Raw genomic sequence first — 23973 nt, forward strand, 5'->3', positions numbered from 1 at the left:
AACATGGTTCAGTCGCTCCAACTCGGTGCGTCCGCTCAGAGCGGCGATCAGAAGGGCATGCGTCGTCTCAATCGCGTGCCGATTATCGTGGCCATCATTGTCATCGTTCTCTTTGTCGGCGTCGTTGTGATCGGCCTCTCGTGGCGGGGTCTCTACTTCAACCGCGGTAATGACATCGACAGCGCCTCCAACATACCCGCTACCAGTTTCGGCGACCAACTCAAACGCGGCGTGACGGACGGAATTATCGGCGAGCCAGTCGAACGCGAGACCTTCCAGCCGACGCCAGTCACCGAGCAGACGGTCGAGAAACAGGAGCCGGTTGTCGATCGCCGGCCGGCGGCGCGCGAAGAACGACGCCCCAGGTTGGAGTCCGAAGAAGAATGGAAGGCTCGACTGAAGCGCGAGCAGGACGAGCAGTATATTCGCGAGGCTCAGCGCCAGCGGATGGCACGCCTTCAGGCACGCGCCACGGCGCTCGATTCGCCCTTGAAGGTCGATACCTCCGATGTCGAGAAGACGGCAAATGCCACGGACACCGGTCGTCAGAATACGGCGGCGACGATGAACAGCGCCTCGGACCTCTACGCCGCCGCCAGGAAATCCGGGCTCCTGGAGCAGCACGTCGATCAAACTGGCCAGACGTCGAAGGAGGATTTCTTTAACCAGGATATCAAGGATTTAGGCTATCTGCCGAACAAGGTCGTGCCGCAGATCTCACCCTATGAGTTGAAGCGCGGCTCGGTCATTCCCGCCACATTGATCACCGGACTCAATTCCGACTTGCCTGGCAGGATCAGTGCGCAGGTCAGTCAGCATGTCTATGATAGTGCCACCGGCTACCGGCTCCTGATCCCACAGGGCGCGAAACTGTTTGGGCGTTATGATTCCAAGGTCTCCTTCGGTCAGGAGCGCGTTCTCGTCGTCTGGACCGACCTCATATTCCCCAACGGCTCGACGCTGCAGATCGGTGGCATGGCGGGGACGGACGCCGAAGGTTATGGGGGCTTTAAGGACAAGGTCGATCGGCATCTCTGGCGGACATTCGGTTCGGCAGCGCTGATCGCGCTGATTGGAACCGGAATCGACATGTCGATGCCCGAGAACTCGACGCTGGCGACACAGGATACTGCCTCGGACGCCGCACGCCGAAACTTCGCTGAATCGTTCGGCCGGGTGGCTGAGCAGACCATTTCGAAGAACCTGAACGTCCAACCAACAATCCGCATTCGACCCGGCTATAAGTTCAATGTCCTCGTCGACCAGGACATCATCTTTCCGTCCGCCTATCGTGGGAATTAGCGGCCCTGATCCCCGTGTCTGCGGGCTGGTTGACGCGCGGTGTGGCGCCACAATCACTGCAGCGCAAAACCTTTCCTCAGTTTGTCGTATTTCTAGGCTGACGTAGCTTGAAAGCTGCATCTCCGCAGGTAGTGCTAACGTACACGGCACGAGGGAATGCTTCGCATGCGAGATGAACCCGAGGTTGCCGCCAAACGTGATTGTGTGCGTAAATCGCAGTCATGACCCGATTGCCCAAACGGCTAAAGGCCAGCGTGGGCCGATCGTTTCGCCAAAGGACGAACTCGCCGGGTCAAGAAGATTAGGAGAGATGTCCGTGAACGGAAACCTTCGCTCGCTCATCGATATGCTGGAAGCCGCGCAAGATGGGCCCATGATCAAGAGTGCGCTTAGAAGCTTCGCGCATTCCTGCGGGTATGAGCGGTTCGCCTACCTGCAAAAAGACGGCACCCAAGTTAGGACGTTCAATTCCTATCCCGGACCATGGGAAAGCATCTACCTCGGTAGCGACTATTTCAACATCGATCCCGTGCTGGCGGAAGCGAAGCGGCGGCGGGACGTTTTCTTCTGGACCGCCGACGCCTGGCCTGCCCGGGGATCATCTCCTCTTCGGCGGTTTCGTGACGAGGCAATCGGCCACGGCATTCGCTGTGGAGTCACCATTCCCGTGGAGGGAAGCTACGGATCCGCCATGATGCTGACCTTCGCATCGCCGGAAAGAAACGTGGACATTTCGGGCCTGCTGGATGCCAAAAAGGCGGTTCAAGTGGTGATGGCCGTTCACTATCAACTGAAGATCCTTGCGGCCAAGATGGCAATCAGTCCTAAGCGAATGCTGTCGCCGCGCGAGCTGATGTGCGTCATGTGGGCGACGAGGGGAAAGAACACGCCTGACACCGCGAAGCTTACCGGCATCACTCCCAGAACCGTGCAGCACCATCTGGATAACGCTCGTGAAAAGCTCGACGCAAAGACGGTGCCGCAACTCGTTGCCATCGCCAAGGATCGTGGCCTAGTCTGAGCTCTAATTGTCATCCTTGAAGGGCACGACTGGAATGAAGCCCAGTGCATCCAGAATTTCCGAGAGTTCCTCCTGCTGAGCCTCGGAGATCTTTTGGCGCGCGATATATTCGTCCTGGAGCGTCTGGAGCTCGGAACTAGAGATCGACGGATCATCGTTTGCGCGCAACCACTCCTCGTAGACGGCCTGATCGACCTCTAGAAGCCGACGGTGTTCGCAGATCGCGGAAACTGCGAGGGCCTCAAGGTCTGACCTTGTCATGACACTGTAGCGCGCTTCTTTCTCGTTGCTTTCGTCGTGCACCTCGGATGAGCCCATATCGTTCATCCCCTTCTCCCTGTTTTTCATTTCCTCACTGCCCGGAACCCAAGTACCGCATTGTATGAGTTCAGCCGCTACATCCATCTCTGGGGTCGAGGCAAGGCAATTGACTCTTTAAACAGCTGCTTCGGGATACCGAGCTCTGCGTTTACATACTTTAGTTGATAAACTTAAAGTGTGTAAACGACGATCTTTTGGCGCATGGATATGCGCAAACTGGTCGGCTCGAATTTCGCCCGCCTGCGTCGGGAGAAAGGCCTGACACAGGAAGAGGTCGAGGCTCTTTCCGGTTTCAGCCAGCAATATTTGAGCAGCCTTGAGCGCGGGCGGCGCAACCCTACCGTGATTACTCTCTACGAGCTGGCTCAAGCCTTGGGTGTTAGCCACGTCGAACTGGTCACCCCGACCGAAGAGAGCCAGTTTGGCACGCGAGGCGCGTAATACTACAGACTGCAGGTTCAAATCGAGCCCTGGCAACCAACATGGATGCGAAACTCGTGCAAATTCAGTCTGTTACACTCGGGGAAACTGGAGCGAAAATCAGCGCCTCAGCGAAATCAACGACTTACAGGCGTAGGTACAAATCGTAGTGTTTTCTACCCCGCAACCAAGCTGCCGAACGCGGTACGTCCAGGTCCGGCTGAGTACCGGAAAGCCTCAGCTCTCCAGCCGCGAAATGGATGTGTTCGAACGCCGCAGAGCCACCATCAGAGCGACAACGATCCACAATACCAAGACGGCGACTGTAATGTCCTGCAACACTGTATCCATGGCTGCTGAGAACGCGTCCTGAGCGGCGGCCATCACTGCGATTCGATCTGGGGCGTCGAGCGCATCAGCGGCAACCATCGTCTGGTCCATCCCCTCCCATGCAGCTGTTGGCAACGCAAGGGAGCGCGGCGCCGCAAACGCTTGAGAGTAAACCCTGGCCATGACGCTTCCTGCGACAGCAACGCCTAGGGTACCGCCAAGTTCGTATGAGATCGCTTCGATAGAAGCTGCTGCTCCGGATTGATCCTCCGGTGCGTTGGTCAAAATTGCGGTCGATGCAGTCGACATGACCGCGCCTATCCCCAAGCCGAGGAGGGTAAGTATGGTCAGCTCAAGTGGCGCGCCCGATCGAAATCCCATGTAGGTGAACAGACCGGCGCCCGCTGTTGCGACCGACAGACTGATGACGAGCAGCCCTTCTATGCCAAGCTTGGCTATGAGGGTACCAACCAAGAAACCAGCCGCCAGGGATGCGGCCGCGATCGGCAGCAGCTGCAGGCCTGCGACTGCAGGCGAAAGCCCACGGAACAGCTGAAGCTCTAGGCTCAACGCAAATTGAAGGGCGGCGAACGCGAAACCGATGAAAAAAGCGACCAAGGCGCCGAGAGAGAACAGCGGCACCCGAAACATATCGAAGTCGAGTAGCGGGGCGGCCGCCGACCTTTCCCGTTTTACGAACACGGCAATCAGTGCGGCTCCCGCGGAAGCAGCAGCAACAGAGACTGTCCATGCACCATTCGACTTCAACGCGGTCTTGAGCGCGAAGAGCAGCGCTACCAAGCCCGCTGTCAAAAGGAGCGACGCGACAGGGTCCCATGGCCTGTTCGGATTGGCGGGGTAAGGCGGGATCCATCGATGCGACAGGACCAAGGAAATAGCAACGACAGGCACGTTGATCAGGAAGGCAGCACCCCACCAGAAGTTTTCAAGCAGCATACCGCCCACCACAGGTCCAATTGCCGCAGCTCCAGACCAGATCACCCCGCAGACCCCGATGGCCATCGACCGCTCAGAATTGTTTGAGAACTGTGTGCGGACGATCGCAAGCGCGGCAGGTACGACGGCCGCCGCCGCCATGCCGAGCAAACCGCGGGCCGCAATTAGCATTAATGGCGTTGACGAGAACGCGGCGGCAAACGACGCTACACCGAAGGCCACAAGTCCGCTGCACAACATCCTCCGATGCCCGATCTTGTCGGACAAGGCGCCGAAGCCTGGTAGAAGCCCGGCCATCAGAAGCGAATAGGCATTGACCATCCATAGCTTCTCGGATGTCGACGCCCCCAACTGCTCTGTAAGACGCGGCAGGGTGACGTTGAGGACCGTCATATCGATGCCGATGATGGCCAGCGCACCTGACAAGGCTGCCAGGCAAAACCATGGGCGAGGTTTCATGTAAAGATCCGGGAGTGCAATGGATGGCGTGAAGCCGCGGACAGGCGGCCAACGGTCCGGATCAGATTATCCGCACCCGCTCCCATCCGCTGGAGCTTAGACTGTGACGGCGACTTCGTTATGGGGCTCAGCGAGGCGGTGACTTTGCTTCGGACTCCCTTCGACGATCGCCAGCAGATCTTCGAAGCGGTCGAAAACGTGCTTTGCTCCTGCCTCCTTGAGACGTGCAGCGTGAGAGGGCGGGCAGTGTCCTCCACCCACGAAGCCCAGAGCCGTCATACCAGCTGATTTTGCCGCCGTGACACCTGCGATGCTGTCCTCAACGACCATGCAGTCGGCCGCCGGCACGCCCATCTTTGCTGCCGCGTAGAGAAAGATATCCGGCGCGGGCTTGCCGTGTCGCACGAGGACGGTGGAGAAGACATTCGGATAAAAAAGCTCGAAAAGCTCCGTCTTCGAAAGCGCAAGGGCGAGTCGATTCGGGCCGGAACTCGAGGCGACGCAGCATGGTGTCCGAAGCCGACGGACCGTCTCGCGCACGCCATCGATCGCGGTGAGTTCAGAGAGATATAATTCGCGGACACGTGCATCGATGCGGGTGGAAAAATCCAACGGCAAGGGTGCGCCCAATCGATCCTCGATGATGCGATACATGTCGCTCGCAGGAACCCCGACGAACTGTTCGACTGCTTCTTCGACGCTGATCCGATGGCCGGCCCTCGTGATCTCCGCGGCTTCTGCCGTGCTGACGATGATCTCGCTGTCGACCAGCACTCCGTCGCAATCGAAAATGATCAGTTTTGGTACGAAATCCATATTCACGCTCCAAGCAGCCGGCTTGCGCCCGCGCACCACGATTTGAGGTAACCAAAGCCTGATCGAACGTTACCGGCCCGTCGACAACTTTGGTGTCGAGCTCACCAGGATGTGGCCCCGACAAAGCAGAAATAGTGGATTAAAAATCCAAATGCAATGGATTGAATGGAGTGTGACTAGCGTGTGGCGCGTGCCGACTTCGTTACGGCTTTCGCATGATCGGCGATCGCGATGGCCAGCGCTTCTGCAATGAAGACCGCACGTGGCAGAGCGATCATCTGCTCGCTGAGGCCGGGTTGCGGAAGCCGTGCCATTTGCAGGACAACGTTCGCGACCTTTGCAAGGCTGGATTTTGGATGGCAGGTGATCGCGAGCGAAAAAGCGCCGATATGGTGGGCCTTGCGCAGGAACTCCACCGTGTCAGGCGAGGCTCCTGATTGGGAAACGGCAATTGCCGCATCGTCCGCCGTCATGGCTTCTGCAGCTTCATGGGCATAGCCGACATTGACGAAAATTCGGGCGTTCACGCCGATGCGCCGCAGACGATGAAACAGAACCTCGGCAGCAAGTCCAGAGTCGCCGGAGCCATAGATGTTGACGTGGCGCGCGCTCAATAGCGGCGGAGCGGCAGAGGCCAGGACTTCCTGCTGCACAAGCTGACGCGTATTGGATACCGAGCGCGAAATCAGCGAAACCGTCTCATCCAGCGAGTTGACGGTCAGGTTCTCGCTCCGGTTCGGCTCGGTTTCCCGCTGGCCGACCTCTGCGGCAAGCGCGAGCTTGAAATCAGTGAATCCTTTGAACCCCAGTTCGCGACAAAGGCGGAATATCGTCGCTTGCCCACTTTGCGAAGCAGCGCTCAATTCGCCAAGCGACTGACGCACCGCTTTCTTGGGGTTCTCAAGGATATATTGCGCAACCCGGGCCAGGGCGTTGGGATAATCGAGCGCAGTTTCGACCTTCAAAAGAACCGGCGTAAGTGTCTCTCCATCCTTTGAGGTCGTTCGCATGCTCTCGCCATGTATGGCCATGTTGTACTCCGCATCCATAATACTCGTCTGGCGCCGTCGCGCCGCCCGAATCTCGCCGGGTTCGAACTCTCTATCGTCCGATCATTGTAAACAAGTGTCAGACACGGTCGGGAAGCCTTAACCAATGGCGATGCTCCGCATGCCACGACCGGCCGCCATGCGGCGATTCACTGTCGCACACGGTGGAGCGCCACTCCAGACGTGATGCGGAGAAAAAATCCATGTCATGTCACAGAAGTGATAAATAACTCCACTATGGAGACCTTCATCAAGGAGAGCGTGATGACGGGATCGGCAGTTCGACTATCAAAAATCGAAAAAGGATATGGCGCGAGTCAGGTCCTTCGGAACATCGATCTTACGGTTGAGGCCGGCGAGTTCATGACGCTCGTCGGACCATCGGGCTGCGGTAAGTCGACACTGCTCAAAATCCTGGCCGGTCTCGATCAGCCGGATGCAGGATCAATCGAAATCGGTGGCGAGCTCGTAAATCGGCTGCGTCCCAGCCAACGCGACATAGCCATGGTGTTTCAGTCCTATGCACTTTATCCGCATATGCGGGTCCGGGACAACCTTGCAATGCCGTTGATCATGGCAAATCTGCCATTCGTCGCGCGAATGCCTGTGATCGGTCATCTTGTGCCGGGAATGAGCGCCAGGCGCCGGCAGGTAGGCTCGACCATCGGCGAGGTGGCGAAGTCGCTTGGAATCGAGGCGCTCCTCGAGCGCAAGCCAAGCGAACTGTCGGGGGGCCAACGGCAGCGCGTCGCGCTCGGACGCGCGATGGTGCGCCACCCCGGCGTCTTTCTGATGGATGAACCGCTCTCCAATCTCGATGCCGCCCTGAGAACGCAGGTTCGGACCGAACTGGTCGAGCTGCAAAGACGCCTGAATGCGACCTTCCTCTACGTCACCCACGACCAGGTTGAAGCCATGACTATGTCCGGAAAAATCGCCGTCATGATGAACGGCGCACTCGTGCAGGTCGCAACCCCGGCGGAGGTCTACGCCGCGCCTGCAGACATCCGCGTGGCGCGTTTCATCGGCTCGCCGCCGATCAACATCCTGCCAGCCCAGATCGGCGAACGGGGCGACATTCGCCTGTTTGGCGAAAGCCAGAAACTGCGGACCGACTTGGCGCCGGGAGAGCGAATCCAAATAGGCATACGCCCGGAAGATGTGGCTGTTGTCGCTCAGACCCAACCGCTTGGCGCGTCTTCTCTAAAGCACGCGCGCATACGTCTGATCGAGAACCTCGGAAACGAGGTCATCATTCACCTTATACTCACTGGAGACGGCCAGGTTCCAGTGACGGCGCGGCTGCCGCAGCGGGATTGGGCGGAGGTTCGCGCGAGCGGTGGCGATCCTGATCTAGTCCGGGTAGGTCTGTGGCCAGAGCGCTTTCTCGTGTTCGATGGCGCCGGGCGGCTCGCACGATCTGAAAAGCTCCGGGACGCCGCGCGGCTTGAGGCGGTGTCATGAGTTCGCTTGCGACTTCCGAAGCCTTCAGCGAAGATCATCGAGCGCGACAAAAAGCCGACGGGATCAACCCGGCCTACTTGTTTGCTCTGCCGGCCGCCACGCTGCTTGCCATTGTTGTCCTTGCTCCGATAGGCATCGTCATTGGACTGAGCTTCTCGGACTACAGCCTTGGAGCAACCGACTGGTCGCTCGTGGGAATTCGCAATTATGCCAATCTCGCCCATGATCGCAGCTTCCTGAATGCGCTGTCGAATACGGCTCTCTATGTCTGCGTCGTGGTCTCCGGGTCGGTACTCCTTGGTCTGCTTTTGGCAATCCTGGTGCATGGCACCGGTCGCATGAGACGGGTTTACGAGGTCATCTTCTTTTTGCCGGTCGCCAGCACGCTCGTTGCGCTTGGGCTCGTCTGGAAGTTCATGCTGCATAGCCGTGTCGGGCCGGTCAACGAGCTGATCGCAGCGCTCGGCTTCCAACGCATCGACTTCTTCAACAACCCGTCCATCGCTATCTTCGCGCTTGCTGCGATCGGTGTCTGGCACCTCGTCGGCTTCAATATGATCCTGTTTCTGGCCGGGCTTACCGGCATCCCGCGGGACCTTTATCAGGCGGCCGCAGTCGATGGCGCCGACGGTTTCTGGGACCGGCTGTTTCGTGTGACATGGCCAATGCTTGGGCCCACGACGATATTCGTGACCATCACCTCGACAATTACCGCCTTCCAGGTCTTCGACACCGTCGCCGTCATCACGCATGGCGGGCCGGCGGGATCGACCGAGGTGATCCTCCATCAGCTTTACCAGGCAAGCTTCCAGTATTTCGAGACCGGGTATGCATCGGCGCTGACGGTATTCTTCCTGATCATCATGATGGCGATCTCGGCTGTTCAGATCTTTGCAGCGAGGGGAGTGCACTACTCATGACATCCGCCACGCGCGCCGTGTCTCTCGACAAACCTGCTGGACTCCCGCTGGCGCCGATTTTCGCTGCCGCCCTGAAACACGGTCTGCTGCTGCTGTGCGCCGCGACCATCCTTCTCCCGTTCGCCTGGATGATCCTTGCAGCAGTAAAGGATCCCGCGGACATCTTCTCCCACCCGTTCTCGCTCGACCCGGCGACGCTGCGGGCTGGCGAAAACTTCGGCAAGGCCTTGAGCGCCGCGCCGATGGGCCTCTTCATGCTCAACAGCCTGATCGTGGTCGTTGGAGTTTTGAGCGTCCAGCTCGTGACCTCCATTGCCGCGGCCTATGCGCTGGCGCAGATGAAGTTCCGCGGGCAGGCGCTCCTGTTCGGGCTTGTCTTGTTTGCGCTCTGCATCCCGGTTCAGGTCCCCGCACTTCCGATGTACGTCGCCCTTGCGAAGCTCGGGCTGCTCAACAGCTATTTCGCGCTGATGTTTCCCTGGTTCTTTTCGGCTTTCGCGATTTTCCTGTTCCGCCAGCACTTCCGCACCTTTCCGCAGGAGATCATTAACGCCGCAAGAATCGACGGTTTCACGGAAATCGAGATCGTGCTCCGCCTCATCGTTCCGAGCGCCCTGCCAGCAATCGCGGCGTTCTCGGTCTTTTCCGTGACCGCCCACTGGAACGATCTCTATTGGCCGCTGATCGTCGTCAACGTGACCGACCGGATGACTGCGCCGCTCGGCCTCTTGAACTTCCAGTCGGCCGAAGGCGTCAGCTACGGACCGCTCATGGCCGCCGCGACCATCATCACCTTGCCGCTGATCTGCGTGTTTCTTCTGGCGCGGCGGTATTTCGTCGAAGGGGTGACGATGACCGGAGTGAAGTGATTTTCGAGCTCCCACCCGGACGAGAACGTCCGGCCGTGGCATCCGTGGCGCGACCGCCAACATCAAGAAGAGCAACCATCTCCTCCTATCAACTCAGCGAAAGGAACATCGCGATGAGACAGACTTTGGCTTGCCTGTTAGCTGCCGGTTTCACGGCCGCCGGCTTCAGCGCCGCGCCGGCGCACGCGGAAACCACCCTTGAGGTCGTACATGCCTATGGAGCATTCCGCGAGCGCTTCTACCAGCCGCTCGCCGATGCCTTCATGAAGGAACATCCGGACATCAAGATCAATTTCCGCGCGCCGGCGACCGATTATTATGAGGGGCACCTGGCCGTCGCCCGCGAGGCGATGACCGGTCAATCGCCGGACATCTTTTTCGCAGGCATGAACCTTCTGCCCGACCTCGTCTCGACGCTGGCTCCGCGCAAGCAGATCGTCGACATGAAGCCTTTCCTCGACAAGGAAGGTGAGGCTTGGATCAACGAGAACTATGACACGAACGTGCTCGAGCTTGGCCGAATCGACGGGCACCAGTGGGGCCTGCCGTTCAACGCGTCCACGCCGATATCGTACTTCAACGCCGACCTCATGAAAAAGGCGGGCCTGGACTCCGAGAACCTCCCCAAGACCTGGGACGAATTCATCGAAGCGGCCAAGAGGATCAAGCAGGCCAATGGTGAGGTCGACGGGATGCAAATCAATCTCGCGCTCGGCGACTGGTTCTGGCAGGCCATGGTCTACAGCTATGGCGGCACGATGATGAGCCCGGACAGGACCACAGTCACCTATGGTGATCAGGCCGGCCTGAAGGCGGCGACGACTGTTCGACGTCTGGTCGATGAGGTCGGCATGCCCTGGATCGACGAGGATGCGGGCATGGCGCAGTTTGCGGCCGGAAAGCTCGGCATCTTCATCGGTTCGACTGGCGACATCCGAATTATGGGTGACGCGATCGGCGGCAAGTTCAAGCTGGTCACCGGCACGTTTCCGATGGGAGCCGAAGAAGGCCACGTCCCGACCGGCGGCAACTTCGCCACGATCCTGACGCAGGATCCCGAAAAGCAGAAGGCGGCCTGGGAGTTCGTAAAATTCCTCACCAGCCCTGCCGGTCAGAAGGTCACCGTCCTGGGTTCCGGCTACATGCCAACCAATAAGCAGGCCCTGAAGAACGAATATCTCGGCGAGTTCTACGCGTCGAATCCCGATTGGAAGACGAGCCTCACACAATGGCCTATTGCCGTGGCTTGGTTCGGCTACCCGAACGTCAAGAGCATCAAAGTCTGGAAGGCACAGTCCGAGATCCTGTTCCGCATCGGAAACGGCGATGTCGCGCCGGCAGACGGGCTCAAGGAGATGGTCCAGTCCACCGAAGAGATCGTCAACGAATAGGCCAGAATGAGAGGGGGCGACGGCCCCTTCTTGTTCCTCAATTTTCTTTTCCGAAGGTCAATATAAATGCTGAAAGTTATCCACATCACCGACACGCATGTTGCGCCTTTTGGTCAACCCGTCGTTGGGCTTGATCCTTGCGCCCGCCTGTCCGCGGTGGTCACGGCAATTAATCGGTATCACAGTGACGCGGCGTTTTGCGTCATCACAGGCGATCTGACCGACCGAGGGCAGATTCCAGCTTACGAAGCCCTCGCTACAATACTAGCTGAACTGCGTGTTCCATATCGCTTGCTCTTAGGTAATCACGATAATCGAGACAACTTCCGACGAGTATTTCCAAATGAACCGATCGATCAATTTGGATTTGTTCAGTCCACAACCGATTTAGGTGACGTTCGGCTCATCTTTCTCGACACTCTCGACGATGACCATCCCGGCTGGGGTCGTATGTGCACCAAGCGCACTCAGTGGCTGCATGACGTGTTCGAAGACAACGGGTCACGACGATCGGTAATATTCATGCATCACCCTCCGTTTTCGGTCGGGGTGCCAATCTTTGACGACATCTTACTCAACGATCCGTATCCTTTCCTTTCGAAAATCCGCGCTGAAAAGTCGATCATGCACATCGCCTTTGGTCATCTTCACCTGACGACAAGCGGCGTTTGGCACGGAATTCCTTTCAGCTGCAATCGGGGCGTCTCGCACCGTATTGCGTTGAGCTTTAAGCCAGGGATCACCGAATTTATGGAATCGGAGCCGACTTATGACATCGTGACAATAACCGAGGCTGGCGTACTCGTGCATCACACCGCTCCAGTAGAGGATGACGACATCATCGCTCGCGAGTATCCTACGGACGATGGGATCGGGCTCATCGAGTTCGCGCGCCGCTGAACCAAAAGCGACTGAAGGTTTTCCAATGTGCCCGAAGCACGCGGCTCCGGCGACATCAGTTAGTCCGCCGGAGCTATTTTTAATTGCACGGGCCGTCAACTGCTGCTCGAGACGAATTGTAGGCGGCTGCGATTCTCACTCGACTGGTAAGCTCCATCTCGTCTTCGTGACCGGTATCGCTCCGAGCGAACTGTAGAACGCACTTCCTGTTTCGTTTGACAAGATAGTCTGCCACTGGATCTCTTGACACCCTTGTCCTCGTGCAAACTCTCGCAACGTCATTAGCATTGACCGGCCGATACCCATGCGTCGAATGATGGGCTTGAGGTAAATACAGTCTAGAAACACGTATGGCTTTGCGGACCACGTCGAAATAGAGATCGAGGCGGTTATGTATCCTTTCAGCACTGCGCCCAAGTGTCCACCTTCGCTGCAGACCCAGCCATATAGCTGTGGAGGCGTGCCAAAAAACGCAGAATTCCAACGCATAACCTGGTCGTTTTCATGGATTGTGGACCCTTCGTATGCGGCGTGCTCGACGCAAAGCGGAAGAAGCTGGACGAGGTCGCTGGGAATCACGGGACGAAGTTCCAGTACCCCATCCCACATTTGCGGAAGAACGGCGACCATGGCTAGCGAGTATGCATTGTATCTTTGAGATATTCGGCGAGCCGAAGGGAAAGTGCGCACACTGTTAACGTCGGATTCGCCGCTGCTCCTGTCGGAAAAACCGCGCTGCTGGCAACAAATAGATTTTTGTGGGAATGTGCCATGCAATTCGCATCTACTGCCGACGTCTTTGGGTCGTTTCCCATGACAGTGGTGCCCATGATATGACTGCCTCCGGCATCCGACGCTGTTCTGTCGTCTTGCATATGAATGCCGAACGCCGTTTGCTTGCAGCGTAATGCGCGAAAGATCTCTCGATGAAGGCGTGCTGCGGCCGCGATCCCATCGCGGCTGTATTTGTCGAGCCGGAAATGAATTTCCGGACGAGGCAAGCCAAGGCGGTCTTTCTCCGACGAGAGCCTAATCAAGTTAGACGGGTCTGGAAGCATTTCGATAACGCTCTGCAGTGCAAATTGTCGAGTTCCTATGCTGTGGACCGCATTGAACAAATGCTCACCGACAAGACCCTGCTGGTCGATTAACCCAATTAACGTGCCTCCGACCGCAGCGGAGGATAAAGCTCCATCACCGTAGGGGGCGCCATTAACGTTGCGCCAGCCGTCATTGCGCAGCGCGGTCCGAAATGCTGCCCGATCTGTCCGAAATGGACCGTCGCGAAGAATCTCTATTCCCGATGTGGATTGCGGTCCTCTGTAAGCAAAAATCGGATCAGGAACGACGGCCCAGGAGTGCTTCTCAGCATGATCCATAAGATTACACCCGACCAGACCACTTTCATTCGCCAAGCCAGCGGCATGTTGATGGTTGGACTGCATCAGCAACTTCGGTGTCTCTATCCCGTTTGCAGCCAACACGAATATGCGGGCTTGGAGGCTTCCGGTCGAACCGTCGCTGTCCACGAACCAAGCAGTAGTTACCCGGCCGTCGTTGGACGAGTCCAGTTTCGAGACAACCGCGCCCGCAAGCAGTTCCGCTCCGCGCAGCAATGCGCGTCGTAAATGCACTAAGGGATCGTATTTTGCGCCTACTGGGCAAAGTGGCACGCAGGACGAATAGCCTTCACAAAGTGGCCGGCCGTTATACCCGTCGATTGAGTTACGCGCTTGAGGAGTAGGGACAATACGGATTTCCTTGGACGCAAATTGCAAGCCCTTGATCCGAGCAATTGCGTATTGATCAGTGTAGCTCTGCGGAATAGCTGGCATGGGAAAGGGCTTACTTCTCGATGAATTCAAGGAGAGGTCGGCTTCCGGGCTGCCCGCCACGCCAATTGCTTCTTCAGCCATGCAGTACCATGGCTCCAAGTCAGCATAAGAGATCGGCCAGTCTTGCCCGCGACCATACGTCGTCCGCATGCGAAAGTCGTTCGGGCACATACGCAACGCTGTCCCCAGCCAAGCGAGGCCTGTTCCACCAGCAAGCCGCAGATATTGGCCTTCGAAACGGCCGGGTCCGGTAGCTCCTTGGATGAAGTATTCGGATTTATGTTCCCTATCTTGTGGGGGAAGGAGGTCCGCATATGGGGCGAAGATCTCGGCTTCATCCGAGTTGGCAAATGTCTCCCGTAGCCCTTGCCTGACGTGCCTCTCGTCTTCGACTGGCAAGCCAGCTTCGATTAACACAACATCCATGCCCGCTTCAGCCAATGAACTTGCGATCAGGGAGCCTGCGAATCCAGATCCGATTATCGCCACGTCGCGGAAGTCAGTGCTCATCCCGCCGCTCGTTTCGCTGGTCCGTCCGAGCACGGTCTCGCGGCCTTTCGGCCCAATCGCCAAACTCACCCTCACCGCGGGTCATAGGGGAATGAACCCCAAGCGCCTTCCAAACAAGCGCGTCCTCATGCTGCCTCCAACCGCAACGCTTCCAGTGTCCGTTGATGCGAATCGACCCCAAATAGAACAGATAGAGGATCTGCTTGAGCGTTTCGGCGAACTCTCCATTGCTCCGAAGGGCTTGGCAGCGAAACGCGACATCCCCATCAGCGCATTCTGCGCGTAGTATTCTGTATGCGCTGAGTAGTCGATCAATATCGCCCACGGCAGCTCTTTCTGCTCTTAAAGTGGACAGATTGAGGGCGAGAAGCTGCGTGTCAAAGTCGTCGAACGCAGTAAGGTCGCAGACCAACAAGCTGAACAGGGCAATTTCCGATTCCGATGGCGAAGCGGTTAGGCTCATGTAGCGGTTCTCCTATCGAGTCTCTTAAGATCGGGAATTTCGCGGAGACATGCTCGGAAGGCATCGAGGAAATCGTCGACGTGAAGTATTGTCATTGATGTCGAGATACTCCCCCAGAAAGGGGCTGCTACATAGAAGCCGCGTTCAAGCATGCCGGCGTGCAGCCGTCGCAGGGCCTCGCTCTCCGCGACATCATGATAGGCTTCGCGATATGACAATGGTCGGGCCTGCTTTGAATGGAATCGAAACAGGGATCCGGCCCCTTGCACTGTAATAGCTATGCCCGCCTGGGCAGCAGACTCCTCCGCTTGTTGACGGAGGTAGTTACCAAGTTCGTCGATCCGCTCAATTTCGGACACCGTCAACGCGGTAAGTGCAGCGCGACCGGCGGCCATCGTAAGTGCGTTCGCTGAAAACGTTCCACCTTGAGGTACTGGGGCACTATCCTGCGGAGCGAAAGCTTCCATAGTCGCTGAGCGCCCGCCTACTACGCCGATAGGTAATCCGCCCCCTACGACCTTGCCCAATGTCACGAAATCAGGCTCGAGCCCTCTCGCTGCAGAAGCACCGTGGTAGCCAAGTCGAAAGCAGACAACCTCGTCGCTGATCAACAAAATCCCATGCTGTCGCGCAGTGTCCTGTAGCATGGCCAGATAGTCGGGATTGAGCGGGATCATGCCCGCGGCGCAGGGAAGCACATCGACAATGATGCAGGCGAGGTCGGAACGATGCTGCTCAATAATTGTCCTTGATCGTTGGGTGTCGTTGAGTGGCAAAACGACGACTTCCTCGCATACATTTGGGGGCGTATTGGAATACGGTGGATTTGAGTTCGGGAAGTCAGCTCCCCAATTTTCCGGGCAGTTGCGTGCGCTCACCTCAGCCCAATCGTAAGTACCATGAAAAGCTCCCTCGAGCTTTGCTAGGCGAGTACGGTTGGTCATGGCTCTGGCCGCTTTTATCGCGAACATTACGGCTTCGGTCCCACTGTTCAAGAAGCGAACACGCTCAATGGCAGGAATACGCTCGCAAATCGCCTGTGCGAGATCGATGTCAGCTACCGTTGGATTGCCAAAACAAGTGCCACGCTCCAGTTGAGAAGCAATAGCTCCGACGGTTTCCGGGTGCCGATGACCGTGGATCAATGTCGAAAAATTGCTGTGAAAATCAACATAGCTGTTCCCGTCGGCATCTTGTATGCGTGCGCCCTCTCCCGCGTGCGCGTAGATGGACAGACCATCATTTCTCTTACCAATTGGAACTGTTCCTACCGAAACTCTGGTAACGCCGGCCGGATATAGGCCCCGAGCGCGCTCGGTGAGTGCCCGAGACTGGCTGAAACGACTACGTGGCTGTTCGTGACCTTTACGGATTTGCACAAGCCTATAGGTCGCTGTCCTAGTCTGTTGCGCTCCCTTAACTAGTATGGATGCTTCAAGCCGGTTTTGGCATACGATCTCTGAAAGGATGTCATCGCGGGCGTAGCTGCCGAAACCCATGATTATCCGGCCATCGTTCGTAAGCCAGTCCGGCCCCTCTGATAAGAACCTCCGTAGCAAAGTATATCCGGCGTCGATGATCCCACGTTCAAGATCGTTTTCATATTCAAAGCCGTCGGGGGCGAACTGGCTGGGGAAATTCCAGAAAATGATATCAAATTGTCGTTTAGGCCGCACATTAGAGAAAACGTCGCTTTCGAAAGCTTTAAGATTAGAGATGTTGTTGCGGACTGCATTTTCAATCGTGTTGGCGACTGCGCGGGCGTTTATATCAACGGACGTCACAGATCTGGCCCCCGCTCTCGCGAGGTGCAGGCTAGGCAGGCCAAACCCGCACCCGATTTCTAGGACATCTAGTCCTTGAACCGGGGGGAAATTCTCAGTCGCCCATCGCCAGCCACCGAACTCTTCTGGAGGAAAAACTCCTTCATGCACAACCAAGTCTAACCCAAACTCGGTCATGAGGAACGGAAAACTACGTTTTTGGCTTGCGGCCAGAGTCTCTCTGATTCCTTCTACAGTCATCATTTGAGGCCTCCCTGTGGCCAGGTACACCAGCTTCGTGTCATGGTTGGCGTTCTCAATTCCAACGCGGCGAGCTGAGATTCGAAGCAAGCGATGTCAAGCTCGGTCTCCATGCAAGATTCCTTGCGGAGAAGGCAAAGAAGATCCTCGCGGTGCTTGGCTAGGCGATCGTGTTTGTACATCTCAATTTTGCGTGCCACGATGGCCGTATAGTTGGCGCGCACACCGATGGTCGGATCAGAAATAAGAGGCATTGGCCTCTCCGACTCTAGAACCCAGTTGATCTTTACGGTTCCTTGCGCATGGGCAAAGGTTCTTTCGAGTTCGCTAGACGAAACCTTTGACTCAATTGCCACGAACCCCGATCGTGTCAGAACGTTGGTGTCCTGCCCGATCGCATGTTCAAAAGCGACTTGTTGAAGGTGATGGATATCAATGTCGTTCGGAATTCGCTTTAGGAGATGAGCGATGACGCTGCTGCCTGCGAGCCAACTCTCTTCTGACCGATTAGGCGCCATCGCCGTGAGCGCACTGCATAATACACGCGACATCATGCTCCCTCCCATGCGGGCGACGCGTGGATGAGTGAGTTCCAGCAAGGCATGGCAAGAAGGCCCGCTTCGAGCAGAAGGCGGTCCCAGGCTGAAAGTCCGCCTACTCTGTTGAGGAGGTCTTTGAGGCTGGCAACCTCACCTGCGAGAAATCCTTGGATTGTTTCCAGCATTCCGCAGCCCACGGCGAGCGCTTCCGCCTGCTCGAACGCAGCGCGTGCGTTCGCAACAGCATCGTCGCCTATGTTATAGATGTCGGAATGAGGTGCTTGGGTATTCCCCAAGCTTGTAAGCAGCACGCGGAATGACGAGTGTGAAATCCGGCCGGAATTGAGCGCCTTCCAACTAGCCTCACCCGTCCCGGTGGAGTGAGCGCGAAGAATTCTGAGTTCCTCGCGCATCAAGCTCTCGCTGTCGCTCACGTGGACAAGGTTCGTGACTGGATTATCGCAGTAAAAGCGACTGCGAATGGTTCCTTTGGCTGATTGGGCAGGCTGGGCCTTGCCCTTCAGATTTTGAAGGTATGATAAAGCTTCGTCCCCGATCCACAGTGTTGCACACACCGGGCGCATGTCGAAAAGGTCCAGCACGAGCGGCCAGTGTTTCGCGTGGGTTGATCCCGTAAGGGAGTAGAATGCTTCAATGGAACTGCGACTGTGGACGGCAAAGAATCGTTTACCAGGCTCCAGCCTTCCTTCACGGGTGATAAATTGATCAAGTTTGCTCGTCAGGCCGGATCTTGCGACCTCGGGTCCATACACGGTTAAGCCCACCGACGCCATTTACGCTGCTCCCCTCCCAGTCTGCACTGGCTGTTCCCGCTGTGAGGGGTTCCTAATAAGGGTGCCGGTTACTTTGCGTCCTTCAAGCCAATCACCCAATCGCTGCGGAAATGCACCATTCAGCACGGCACCCGAGAGACCTCGTTCTGCCATAAAGTGAGCCGCACATGCGTCGATCGACGTGTGACCGAGGCGCGCCAACTCATCAGAAGCAACTTCGGACATCAGCGCTGCAGGTTGATCTGTTCTGCCGTTCCGGTAGACGCCATCAACGTCTGTCAGAATCGCGAGTTTCTCGGTATTTGTCAGCCATGCAACCCAGGCGGCGATCGAATCGGAAGTGATATCCCAGCTCCACTCAACCGGGTCGAGTGCAAAAAGGATCCGAGAAGGTAGCAACACGGGAATCTTACCTTCCTTGATAAGCAACCGGCACTCGCCTAGGGTCGAGCACGCAGCTAGGTTCGATGAGAATGCTGGATCGGTAATCATGTATCCCGTCTGGTCCTGTGCGAGCGCACATGCATGATGTGCGGTAAACGCCGCGAGAGGATGTGCTGCGTCTACCGCCTCTATGACCTTGTCCGGAAGACCGCCTCCGGGGACAACCAAGATTCGGTGACCGGCGCTACGGACGTGCTCAAGTCCAGCGAGAACCGTTCTGCAGGTCTCCAGATTGCGCATGAGACTTCCGCCGAACTTCACCACTGCGGAAATGCCATAAGGAGGAAACCCATTCGAAGCTGGTTCCATCTTTCCCTCGCCCTTGAATCTCCTATGCGGCTGTCGCAACCTCACGCACCCCTTCCGAGGATTTTAGGAAGGGCACTCCATATCTTGTGAAAGGCGTCAGCGTAGAGTTTCATAATTTCGGCGTCGTTCGGTGGAGCGATCTCCGAAACGCAGAACATTGTGTCCAAAAGCCTCATGGTGTTCGGAAAATCGGCTGCATTCCATCTTCCGCACACTGCGGGTAAGTATTCGAATACAGGTCGCGTGAGCCAAACCAAAACCGGTACGCCCTCTGCCCGAAGCAGCTCAACTATAAAATCTCTACCAGCAGAGGCCTGGAAAAAGCCCAACATTTCTGGTTCGAGCCGCAGAGGAAAGTTAAGCATTGATTGGTTATGGTCCGTAGGATCGAATAGAGGCGACAGCCCGGGAAGATCCCTGATCATCTGCCATAGAGTCGTCGCATTACTTCTCCGCTTCTGGAGTTGCTGGTCTAAGCTCTTGATGCGCGATCCTGCTATCGCCGCAGAGAAAACGTTTGGCCGATAGTTGTAGCCCTGGGAGTAAGCTGAAAATAGTCGCGCTCCACTCCGAGATGAACTTGTCAATGAAACATGGTCGACATGCTCGATGAGGCCAAGGTCCTTCGTGAGAACGAAACCTAGTTCTCCCGCTCCAAGATGTTTGGCGCCATTTCCCGACAACGCGAGGGCGTCGCTCTCAAGGTACACACCATCCACGATATCCTTCACGGCACCGATTGACTGGCACACGTCATCGATGATTGCTATCCCTCGGCTCCGGGCTGCAGCCCGCGTTCTCGGGGCGCGAATATTGTTGCCAAATAGGTGTGTAACAAGGACCGCCGCCACATCCGATCCCATAGTGTCGGCTGCTGCTTCGTCGTCAATACCGGCAAGCGTTAGATCAACATCGACGAATCTCGGCTCTAGGCCGCTGATCGAGATCGGGCCAACCGCCCCTGGCCAGTTGAGCGCTGCAGTAACGACGTGGTGTCCTCGATCTTTGTAGTAATCGATTTCAACGTGTATTGCCGCAGTGCCGCTGCCGACCGCCCGTGTTGTCCAATTTCCTGCCCAGTTCGTGAAGCGCCGCTCAAGGTCAGTAACAACCGAATGATTGACCCGATGATACCTGCCGCTATCCACAACTGCCCCAAGGGCCTTCAAATGCTTCCTTTTGCGGCCGGCCACGGCGTAATCCGTCCCGGAGCGACGACAGGGTTTCCGCCGAAAAGTGCGACAGATGCTCCAAGTCGATCCTTAGCCCTTGAGGAAGCATTCAAGTCCAAACTGACATACTTGTTCATTCAGGCCCTCCATTAGATCACACACCGCTGCCGACATTGCTCTCAGGGCAAGTTGGCCAACTGGTTGCCGTCGGGACAGGAACATAGGTCCAGCTACGGATTGAGATCACTGGCAGTCCTCCAGGCCCATATTTCGTCTCATCCCCGCCGGCCCGTTCTCGTTTTCCCCCAGTCCCCCTCAGCTGCTCAGGCTTCAGGGAGGGGCAGCGTCGTTTGCCGGAGGGCCGGGGCACCGAGGTTCTTCGCATCGCCGTCAGGCTCCGCGGAGGCCCGCGCTTCCGTCAATGCTGCGAATCACGCCAGGTAGGACGCGTTGGGGTGTATTGCCAGCGCCTGGCAAGCCCTGTCCTGTATGTCAATGTTGTTTCTCCAGTACCCAGAACATGGGAAGCCATGCACCTGCGGTCTCTCGACAAAGAAACTGCAAAAGGCGTGCCAAGGGCGCAAAAATCGCGTCCAAAAAAATACTTGTGCACGTTATGCAATGGCTTCAATGAAAATGTGGCAGGACGCAAAGCGGCACAGCGCCGTGTCGCGGATTTCACAAAACCCACAGGAGGTGTCGGATGCCGAACGATCTTCGTGGAATGGCGTGTGAACGTGTGAGCAGGTATGCTATGCGAAATTTCGCTTAACGAAAATGTCCTAACCGTCAGTCAGGGCGCACATGGCGCCGCTCGACCTGTCGTCTTCGAAGAGCCGGATGGCGACGGCTAATGGAAGCACGACGCGTGTATTTTTTGCACCGTGTGTCTGTCGGGAGTCAGGCCAATGATCCTGACGTCGGCGCCGTGAGTGAGGTCGGCATCAAGTCGGTCCACAATGCCATCGATAAACGGATCATCGGAAGCCGCTTTTCCGGTCACCGAAGCCGCACGATCACTGATAACGATCTGCTTCGTCTGAAGCTTTGGTACGGCGTCGGGTCGATCCTTTCGGCCGACCGCCGAAAACGCCTCTTCGACGCCATCGACGAAAATCCTGGCGCCGAGACGGTCAGGGCAGACGACTATTTGATTGTCGACGTCGCGCGCGCAAGGGAACAGCTCGCGACCCGTGCCGATGCTCGTTGCGAAGCTGAGGATCTCGTTCATAGGTCCAAAGGTGTGCTCGGCCGTGAACCGGTGTTCAAAGGCACGTATTCCCGTGCGGTTGATCGCCGTCATGAAAGCCCAGGGAGCCACGACCGAGGACATCGTCGAAGGATATCCTCCGCTCACGGCACACATGGTCGAGCTTGCGGAGATTTGGGCTGCGGCTCATCCCGCTCGGGGACGGCCGAAAAGGCTTCAGAGCAGAGGCTAAGGGTGAAATCAATCAAGAGTATTCCGCGTCCAAGCGATGGCGCATCCGAAAGCCCGGATACGCCTGCGTGAAATTTCTCATCGATGGGGTCGGAACAAGAGCTGTTCGAAATCGTACGCTAAGCTCGAACAGACCATAAACATCATGTTGCACGAAGACCTGCATCAGTTAGACGCAGTCGCCTGAACCCCTCGGGCATTTGCTGTTCGATCTGATTGATCGCGGAATCTCCATTTTGACAACGAGGCCTCCGGTATCGGCGACGGCAGCGGCGACGCGTCCCCCATGTCGCTCGACGGCCTGTTTGGTGATTGCGAGACCAAGACCGTGTCCGCCGAGGGCAATGCCATCCTCCCCGCGCGAAAACGGTTGAAATATCCTGGAGAGGTCAGAAGCCGGCACTCCCGGTCCTTCGTCTGTGACAAGGACGTGTAGTGTGTCGGCTTTCGTGTCGGCCCGGACGAGAACTTCAGAGGAGTCGGCGGTATACTTCACAGCGTTACGGATAACGTTCTCCAACGCTCGATAGATCAGCTCTCCATTGACTTCGGCAACAAATGACTGATCCCCCTCGTAGCGCACGCGAACGCTGCGGGCCTGTGCTTCGAAAGCGGCGTCAGCGACGATGTCATTCAGGAGATCGATGATGTCGAGGGTCTGCACCTCGAGCGTGTCACTCGATCGATCCGTCAACCGTGCCAGCATGAGTATCTCGCCGACAAGTCCGTCGATGCGTTCGACCTCGTGAGTCATACGCTCCAGCATGGTGGCAAGCTTGGACGGATTCTGTTGCAGCACGCCAATTGCTGCCTGAAGGCGTGATAAAGGCGAGCGCAACTCGTGCGACACGTCGTGGAACAGCCGTTGCTGGGTCCTGTGGAATTGTTCCAACCGTTCCGCTGTCGCGTCGAAGTCGTGGGCGAGTTCGGCGACCTCATCCTTACGACCGTCGATTTTGTCGCCAATTCGCACGTCGAAATGGCCGCTGGCAAGTGCGCTAAGCCCGCTGCGTAGATGAGCAACGGGACGAATTAGATATCGGGCGAGGCAATAGGCTGCGACCGCCGCAGCCACCAGTGCAGAGACCCAGGGTGCTAGCCTCGACCACGTATACGTTACAAGGCCGGTTGCCTGAGTGTGAACACTGATACGATAACAGCCGTCACCAGTTTGGACGATTCGTGCGCTTTCGTTCGCGTCTGCGGAACAACCGCTGGGAGGTTCGATCCGTGAGATAGAGAGGTTGACCTGTTCCGGAGTTTTGGCTGCTTCAGTCGCGAAGGCAATCGCGGCGTCTTTCCCGTCACTCGCCAGGATCCGTGATGCGACCTCAAGTGCGAACGTCTCTTGCCCTTGCTGGATTTCTTGAGAGAACGGCACGACCTTAAAGACAATTGTAACAGCGAATAGCGCAGCGATCGAACCCGCCACGGTTAACCAAATAATAATGAAAAACTTCCAGAACAGCCGTTGCATTAATAGTTCTGTAGAAGTTGGTAGCCTTGGCCACGCACTGACTGAATCCAGGATTGACCGTCCTCTCGTGCGCCAAGCTTTTGTCGGACGCTGCTGATGTGAACGTCGATGCGTCGATCGAAGGGTGTCAGTGCTCTGCCGAAGGCTCGTTTTGAGATGTCCTGCTTCGGCACGAGCTGACCGGCATTGCGCGCAAGGATCTCGAGCAGGCTGAACTCGGTTCCGGTCAGGTCGAGTGGCTTGCCCCGCCACTCAGCGACCCTGCTTGCGAGATAGAGAACAAGCTCGCCGGCCCGGAGTACTTCCGGGGCAGGAGCGTAGCGACCCGCACGCCGAAGGATCGCGCGCAGCCGCGCAGCAATTTCGCCAGGTGAACACGGTTTCGGCACATAATCGTCGGCGCCAAGATTAAGCCCGGCTATGCGATCGACATCATCGCCTTTGGCGGTGAGCATAAGGACAGGGACGGCACTCAATCGCCTGATACGCTGCAGCACTTCGATCCCGTTCATGTGCGGCATCATGATGTCGAGCACGACAATATCAACAGAACCCGATGTCGCTTCTCCGATTGCGGCGCGTCCGTCATGTGCTGCCGATACATCGAAGCCCTCCTCGACGAGGTACTCCGTGAGGAGCATCGTGAGCTCCTCGTCATCATCGATCAAAAGAACTTTTTCCATATCGCCATGTCCACTGTCGATGTCGGGCACACATACAGGCTAAGGCCCGTCAAAGCATCGGAT

The 23973-nt window shown here is 57.0% G+C and carries 22 protein-coding genes and 1 pseudogene; 9 read left to right on the forward strand and 14 right to left on the reverse strand.

The genetic code is table 11. The features are described 5' to 3' along the window. The first annotated feature begins 3 nt into the window (after positions 1-3). A complete protein-coding gene (trbI, locus tag PZN02_RS30885; RefSeq protein WP_280663368.1) occupies positions 4-1302 on the forward strand; it encodes an IncP-type conjugal transfer protein TrbI in 1299 nt (432 codons plus the stop codon). Positions 1303-1612: 310 nt separating this feature from the next. Continuing rightward, complete coding sequence (locus tag PZN02_RS30890; RefSeq protein ID WP_280663779.1) at positions 1613-2323, forward strand: autoinducer binding domain-containing protein; 711 nt, start codon at positions 1613-1615, stop codon at positions 2321-2323. A 3-nt stretch (positions 2324-2326) separates the two neighbouring features. Here the strand turns inward: PZN02_RS30890 and PZN02_RS30895 are convergent, their stop codons facing one another. Beyond that, a complete protein-coding gene (locus PZN02_RS30895) occupies positions 2327-2650 on the reverse strand; it encodes a transcriptional repressor TraM (RefSeq protein WP_280663369.1) in 324 nt (107 codons plus the stop codon). 195 nt (positions 2651-2845) lie between these two features. Here PZN02_RS30895 and PZN02_RS30900 point away from each other — a divergent pair, with 195 nt between their 5' ends. Beyond that, positions 2846-3085: a helix-turn-helix domain-containing protein gene (locus PZN02_RS30900; RefSeq protein WP_280663370.1), complete on the forward strand. Its 240-nt coding sequence runs from the start codon at positions 2846-2848 to the stop codon at positions 3083-3085. 216 nt (positions 3086-3301) lie between these two features. Here PZN02_RS30900 and PZN02_RS30905 read toward each other — a convergent pair whose 3' ends face one another. The 3 genes from PZN02_RS30905 to PZN02_RS30915 form a co-directional block, all read right to left on the reverse strand. Then, positions 3302-4810 (reverse strand): MFS transporter, encoded by a 1509-nt coding sequence (locus tag PZN02_RS30905; RefSeq protein ID WP_280663371.1) that lies wholly within the window; start codon positions 4808-4810, stop codon positions 3302-3304. Positions 4811-4906: 96 nt separating this feature from the next. After that, positions 4907-5626 carry an HAD family hydrolase gene (locus PZN02_RS30910; protein ID WP_280663372.1) on the reverse strand — a complete coding sequence of 240 codons (720 nt, stop codon included), beginning with the start codon at positions 5624-5626 and terminating at the stop codon, positions 4907-4909. 176 nt (positions 5627-5802) lie between these two features. Beyond that, positions 5803-6657, reverse strand: a complete 855-nt coding sequence (locus PZN02_RS30915) for a MurR/RpiR family transcriptional regulator (RefSeq protein WP_280663373.1) — start codon at positions 6655-6657, stop codon at positions 5803-5805. A 282-nt stretch (positions 6658-6939) separates the two neighbouring features. Here PZN02_RS30915 and PZN02_RS30920 point away from each other — a divergent pair, with 282 nt between their 5' ends. The 5 genes from PZN02_RS30920 (at position 6940) to PZN02_RS30940 (ending at position 12219) form a co-directional block, all read left to right on the forward strand. Next, positions 6940-8139 (forward strand): ABC transporter ATP-binding protein, encoded by a 1200-nt coding sequence (locus PZN02_RS30920; protein ID WP_280663374.1) that lies wholly within the window; start codon positions 6940-6942, stop codon positions 8137-8139. Continuing rightward, positions 8136-9059, forward strand: a complete 924-nt coding sequence (locus PZN02_RS30925) for a carbohydrate ABC transporter permease (protein ID WP_280663375.1) — start codon at positions 8136-8138, stop codon at positions 9057-9059. The genes PZN02_RS30920 and PZN02_RS30925 overlap by 4 nt, the downstream gene beginning before the upstream one ends. Then, positions 9056-9928, forward strand: a complete 873-nt coding sequence (locus PZN02_RS30930; protein ID WP_280663376.1) for a carbohydrate ABC transporter permease — start codon at positions 9056-9058, stop codon at positions 9926-9928. The genes PZN02_RS30925 and PZN02_RS30930 overlap by 4 nt, the downstream gene beginning before the upstream one ends. Before the next feature lie 113 nt (positions 9929-10041). After that, on the forward strand, positions 10042-11319 hold the full coding sequence (locus tag PZN02_RS30935; protein WP_280663377.1) for an ABC transporter substrate-binding protein: 1278 nt from the start codon (positions 10042-10044) through the stop codon (positions 11317-11319). Positions 11320-11385: 66 nt separating this feature from the next. Then, the gene (locus tag PZN02_RS30940; protein ID WP_280663378.1) at positions 11386-12219 is read left to right on the forward strand and encodes a phosphodiesterase; all 834 of its coding nucleotides are present in this window, start codon (positions 11386-11388) and stop codon (positions 12217-12219) included. 135 nt (positions 12220-12354) lie between these two features. Here PZN02_RS30940 and PZN02_RS32365 read toward each other — a convergent pair whose 3' ends face one another. The 8 genes from PZN02_RS32365 to PZN02_RS30975 are packed head-to-tail and all read right to left on the reverse strand — an operon-like array spanning position 12355 to position 20330. Beyond that, positions 12355-12849, reverse strand: coding sequence for a GNAT family N-acetyltransferase (locus PZN02_RS32365; RefSeq protein ID WP_425336373.1), 495 nt, complete (start codon positions 12847-12849; stop codon positions 12355-12357). Between the two features lie 2 nt (positions 12850-12851). Next, positions 12852-14564, reverse strand: a complete 1713-nt coding sequence (locus PZN02_RS30945; RefSeq protein ID WP_280663379.1) for a GMC family oxidoreductase — start codon at positions 14562-14564, stop codon at positions 12852-12854. Beyond that, positions 14554-15027 (reverse strand): hypothetical protein, encoded by a 474-nt coding sequence (locus tag PZN02_RS30950; RefSeq protein ID WP_280663380.1) that lies wholly within the window; start codon positions 15025-15027, stop codon positions 14554-14556. Before PZN02_RS30950 ends, PZN02_RS30945 begins: the two co-directional genes overlap by 11 nt. Continuing rightward, positions 15024-17054 carry an aminotransferase class III-fold pyridoxal phosphate-dependent enzyme gene (locus PZN02_RS30955; protein WP_280663381.1) on the reverse strand — a complete coding sequence of 677 codons (2031 nt, stop codon included), beginning with the start codon at positions 17052-17054 and terminating at the stop codon, positions 15024-15026. Before PZN02_RS30955 ends, PZN02_RS30950 begins: the two co-directional genes overlap by 4 nt. Beyond that, positions 17051-17605 carry a hypothetical protein gene (locus PZN02_RS30960; RefSeq protein WP_280663382.1) on the reverse strand — a complete coding sequence of 185 codons (555 nt, stop codon included), beginning with the start codon at positions 17603-17605 and terminating at the stop codon, positions 17051-17053. Before PZN02_RS30960 ends, PZN02_RS30955 begins: the two co-directional genes overlap by 4 nt. Then, entirely contained in the window at positions 17602-18384 is a 783-nt protein-coding gene (locus tag PZN02_RS30965) for a nucleoside-diphosphate kinase (protein ID WP_280663383.1), read from the reverse strand. The genes PZN02_RS30960 and PZN02_RS30965 overlap by 4 nt, the downstream gene beginning before the upstream one ends. Further along, complete coding sequence (locus PZN02_RS30970; RefSeq protein WP_280663384.1) at positions 18385-19137, reverse strand: amino acid kinase family protein; 753 nt, start codon at positions 19135-19137, stop codon at positions 18385-18387. Positions 19138-19178: 41 nt separating this feature from the next. Continuing rightward, entirely contained in the window at positions 19179-20330 is a 1152-nt protein-coding gene (locus PZN02_RS30975) for a DegT/DnrJ/EryC1/StrS family aminotransferase (protein WP_280663385.1), read from the reverse strand. Positions 20331-21195: 865 nt separating this feature from the next. On the opposite strand from PZN02_RS30975, the pseudogene PZN02_RS30980 reads away from it, so the two are divergent. Further along, positions 21196-21822 (forward strand): annotated as a pseudogene (locus PZN02_RS30980) (DUF433 domain-containing protein). A 97-nt stretch (positions 21823-21919) separates the two neighbouring features. Here the strand turns inward: PZN02_RS30980 and PZN02_RS30985 are convergent. Next, positions 21920-23227 carry a HAMP domain-containing sensor histidine kinase gene (locus PZN02_RS30985; RefSeq protein ID WP_280663386.1) on the reverse strand — a complete coding sequence of 436 codons (1308 nt, stop codon included), beginning with the start codon at positions 23225-23227 and terminating at the stop codon, positions 21920-21922. Beyond that, positions 23227-23910, reverse strand: a complete 684-nt coding sequence (locus PZN02_RS30990; RefSeq protein ID WP_280663387.1) for a response regulator transcription factor — start codon at positions 23908-23910, stop codon at positions 23227-23229. The genes PZN02_RS30985 and PZN02_RS30990 overlap by 1 nt, the downstream gene beginning before the upstream one ends. Positions 23911-23973 lie beyond the last annotated feature (63 nt).

Origin of the sequence: Sinorhizobium garamanticum (genome assembly GCF_029892065.1) — a bacterium.
GTDB classification, from domain to species: Bacteria; Pseudomonadota; Alphaproteobacteria; order Rhizobiales; family Rhizobiaceae; genus Sinorhizobium; species Sinorhizobium garamanticum.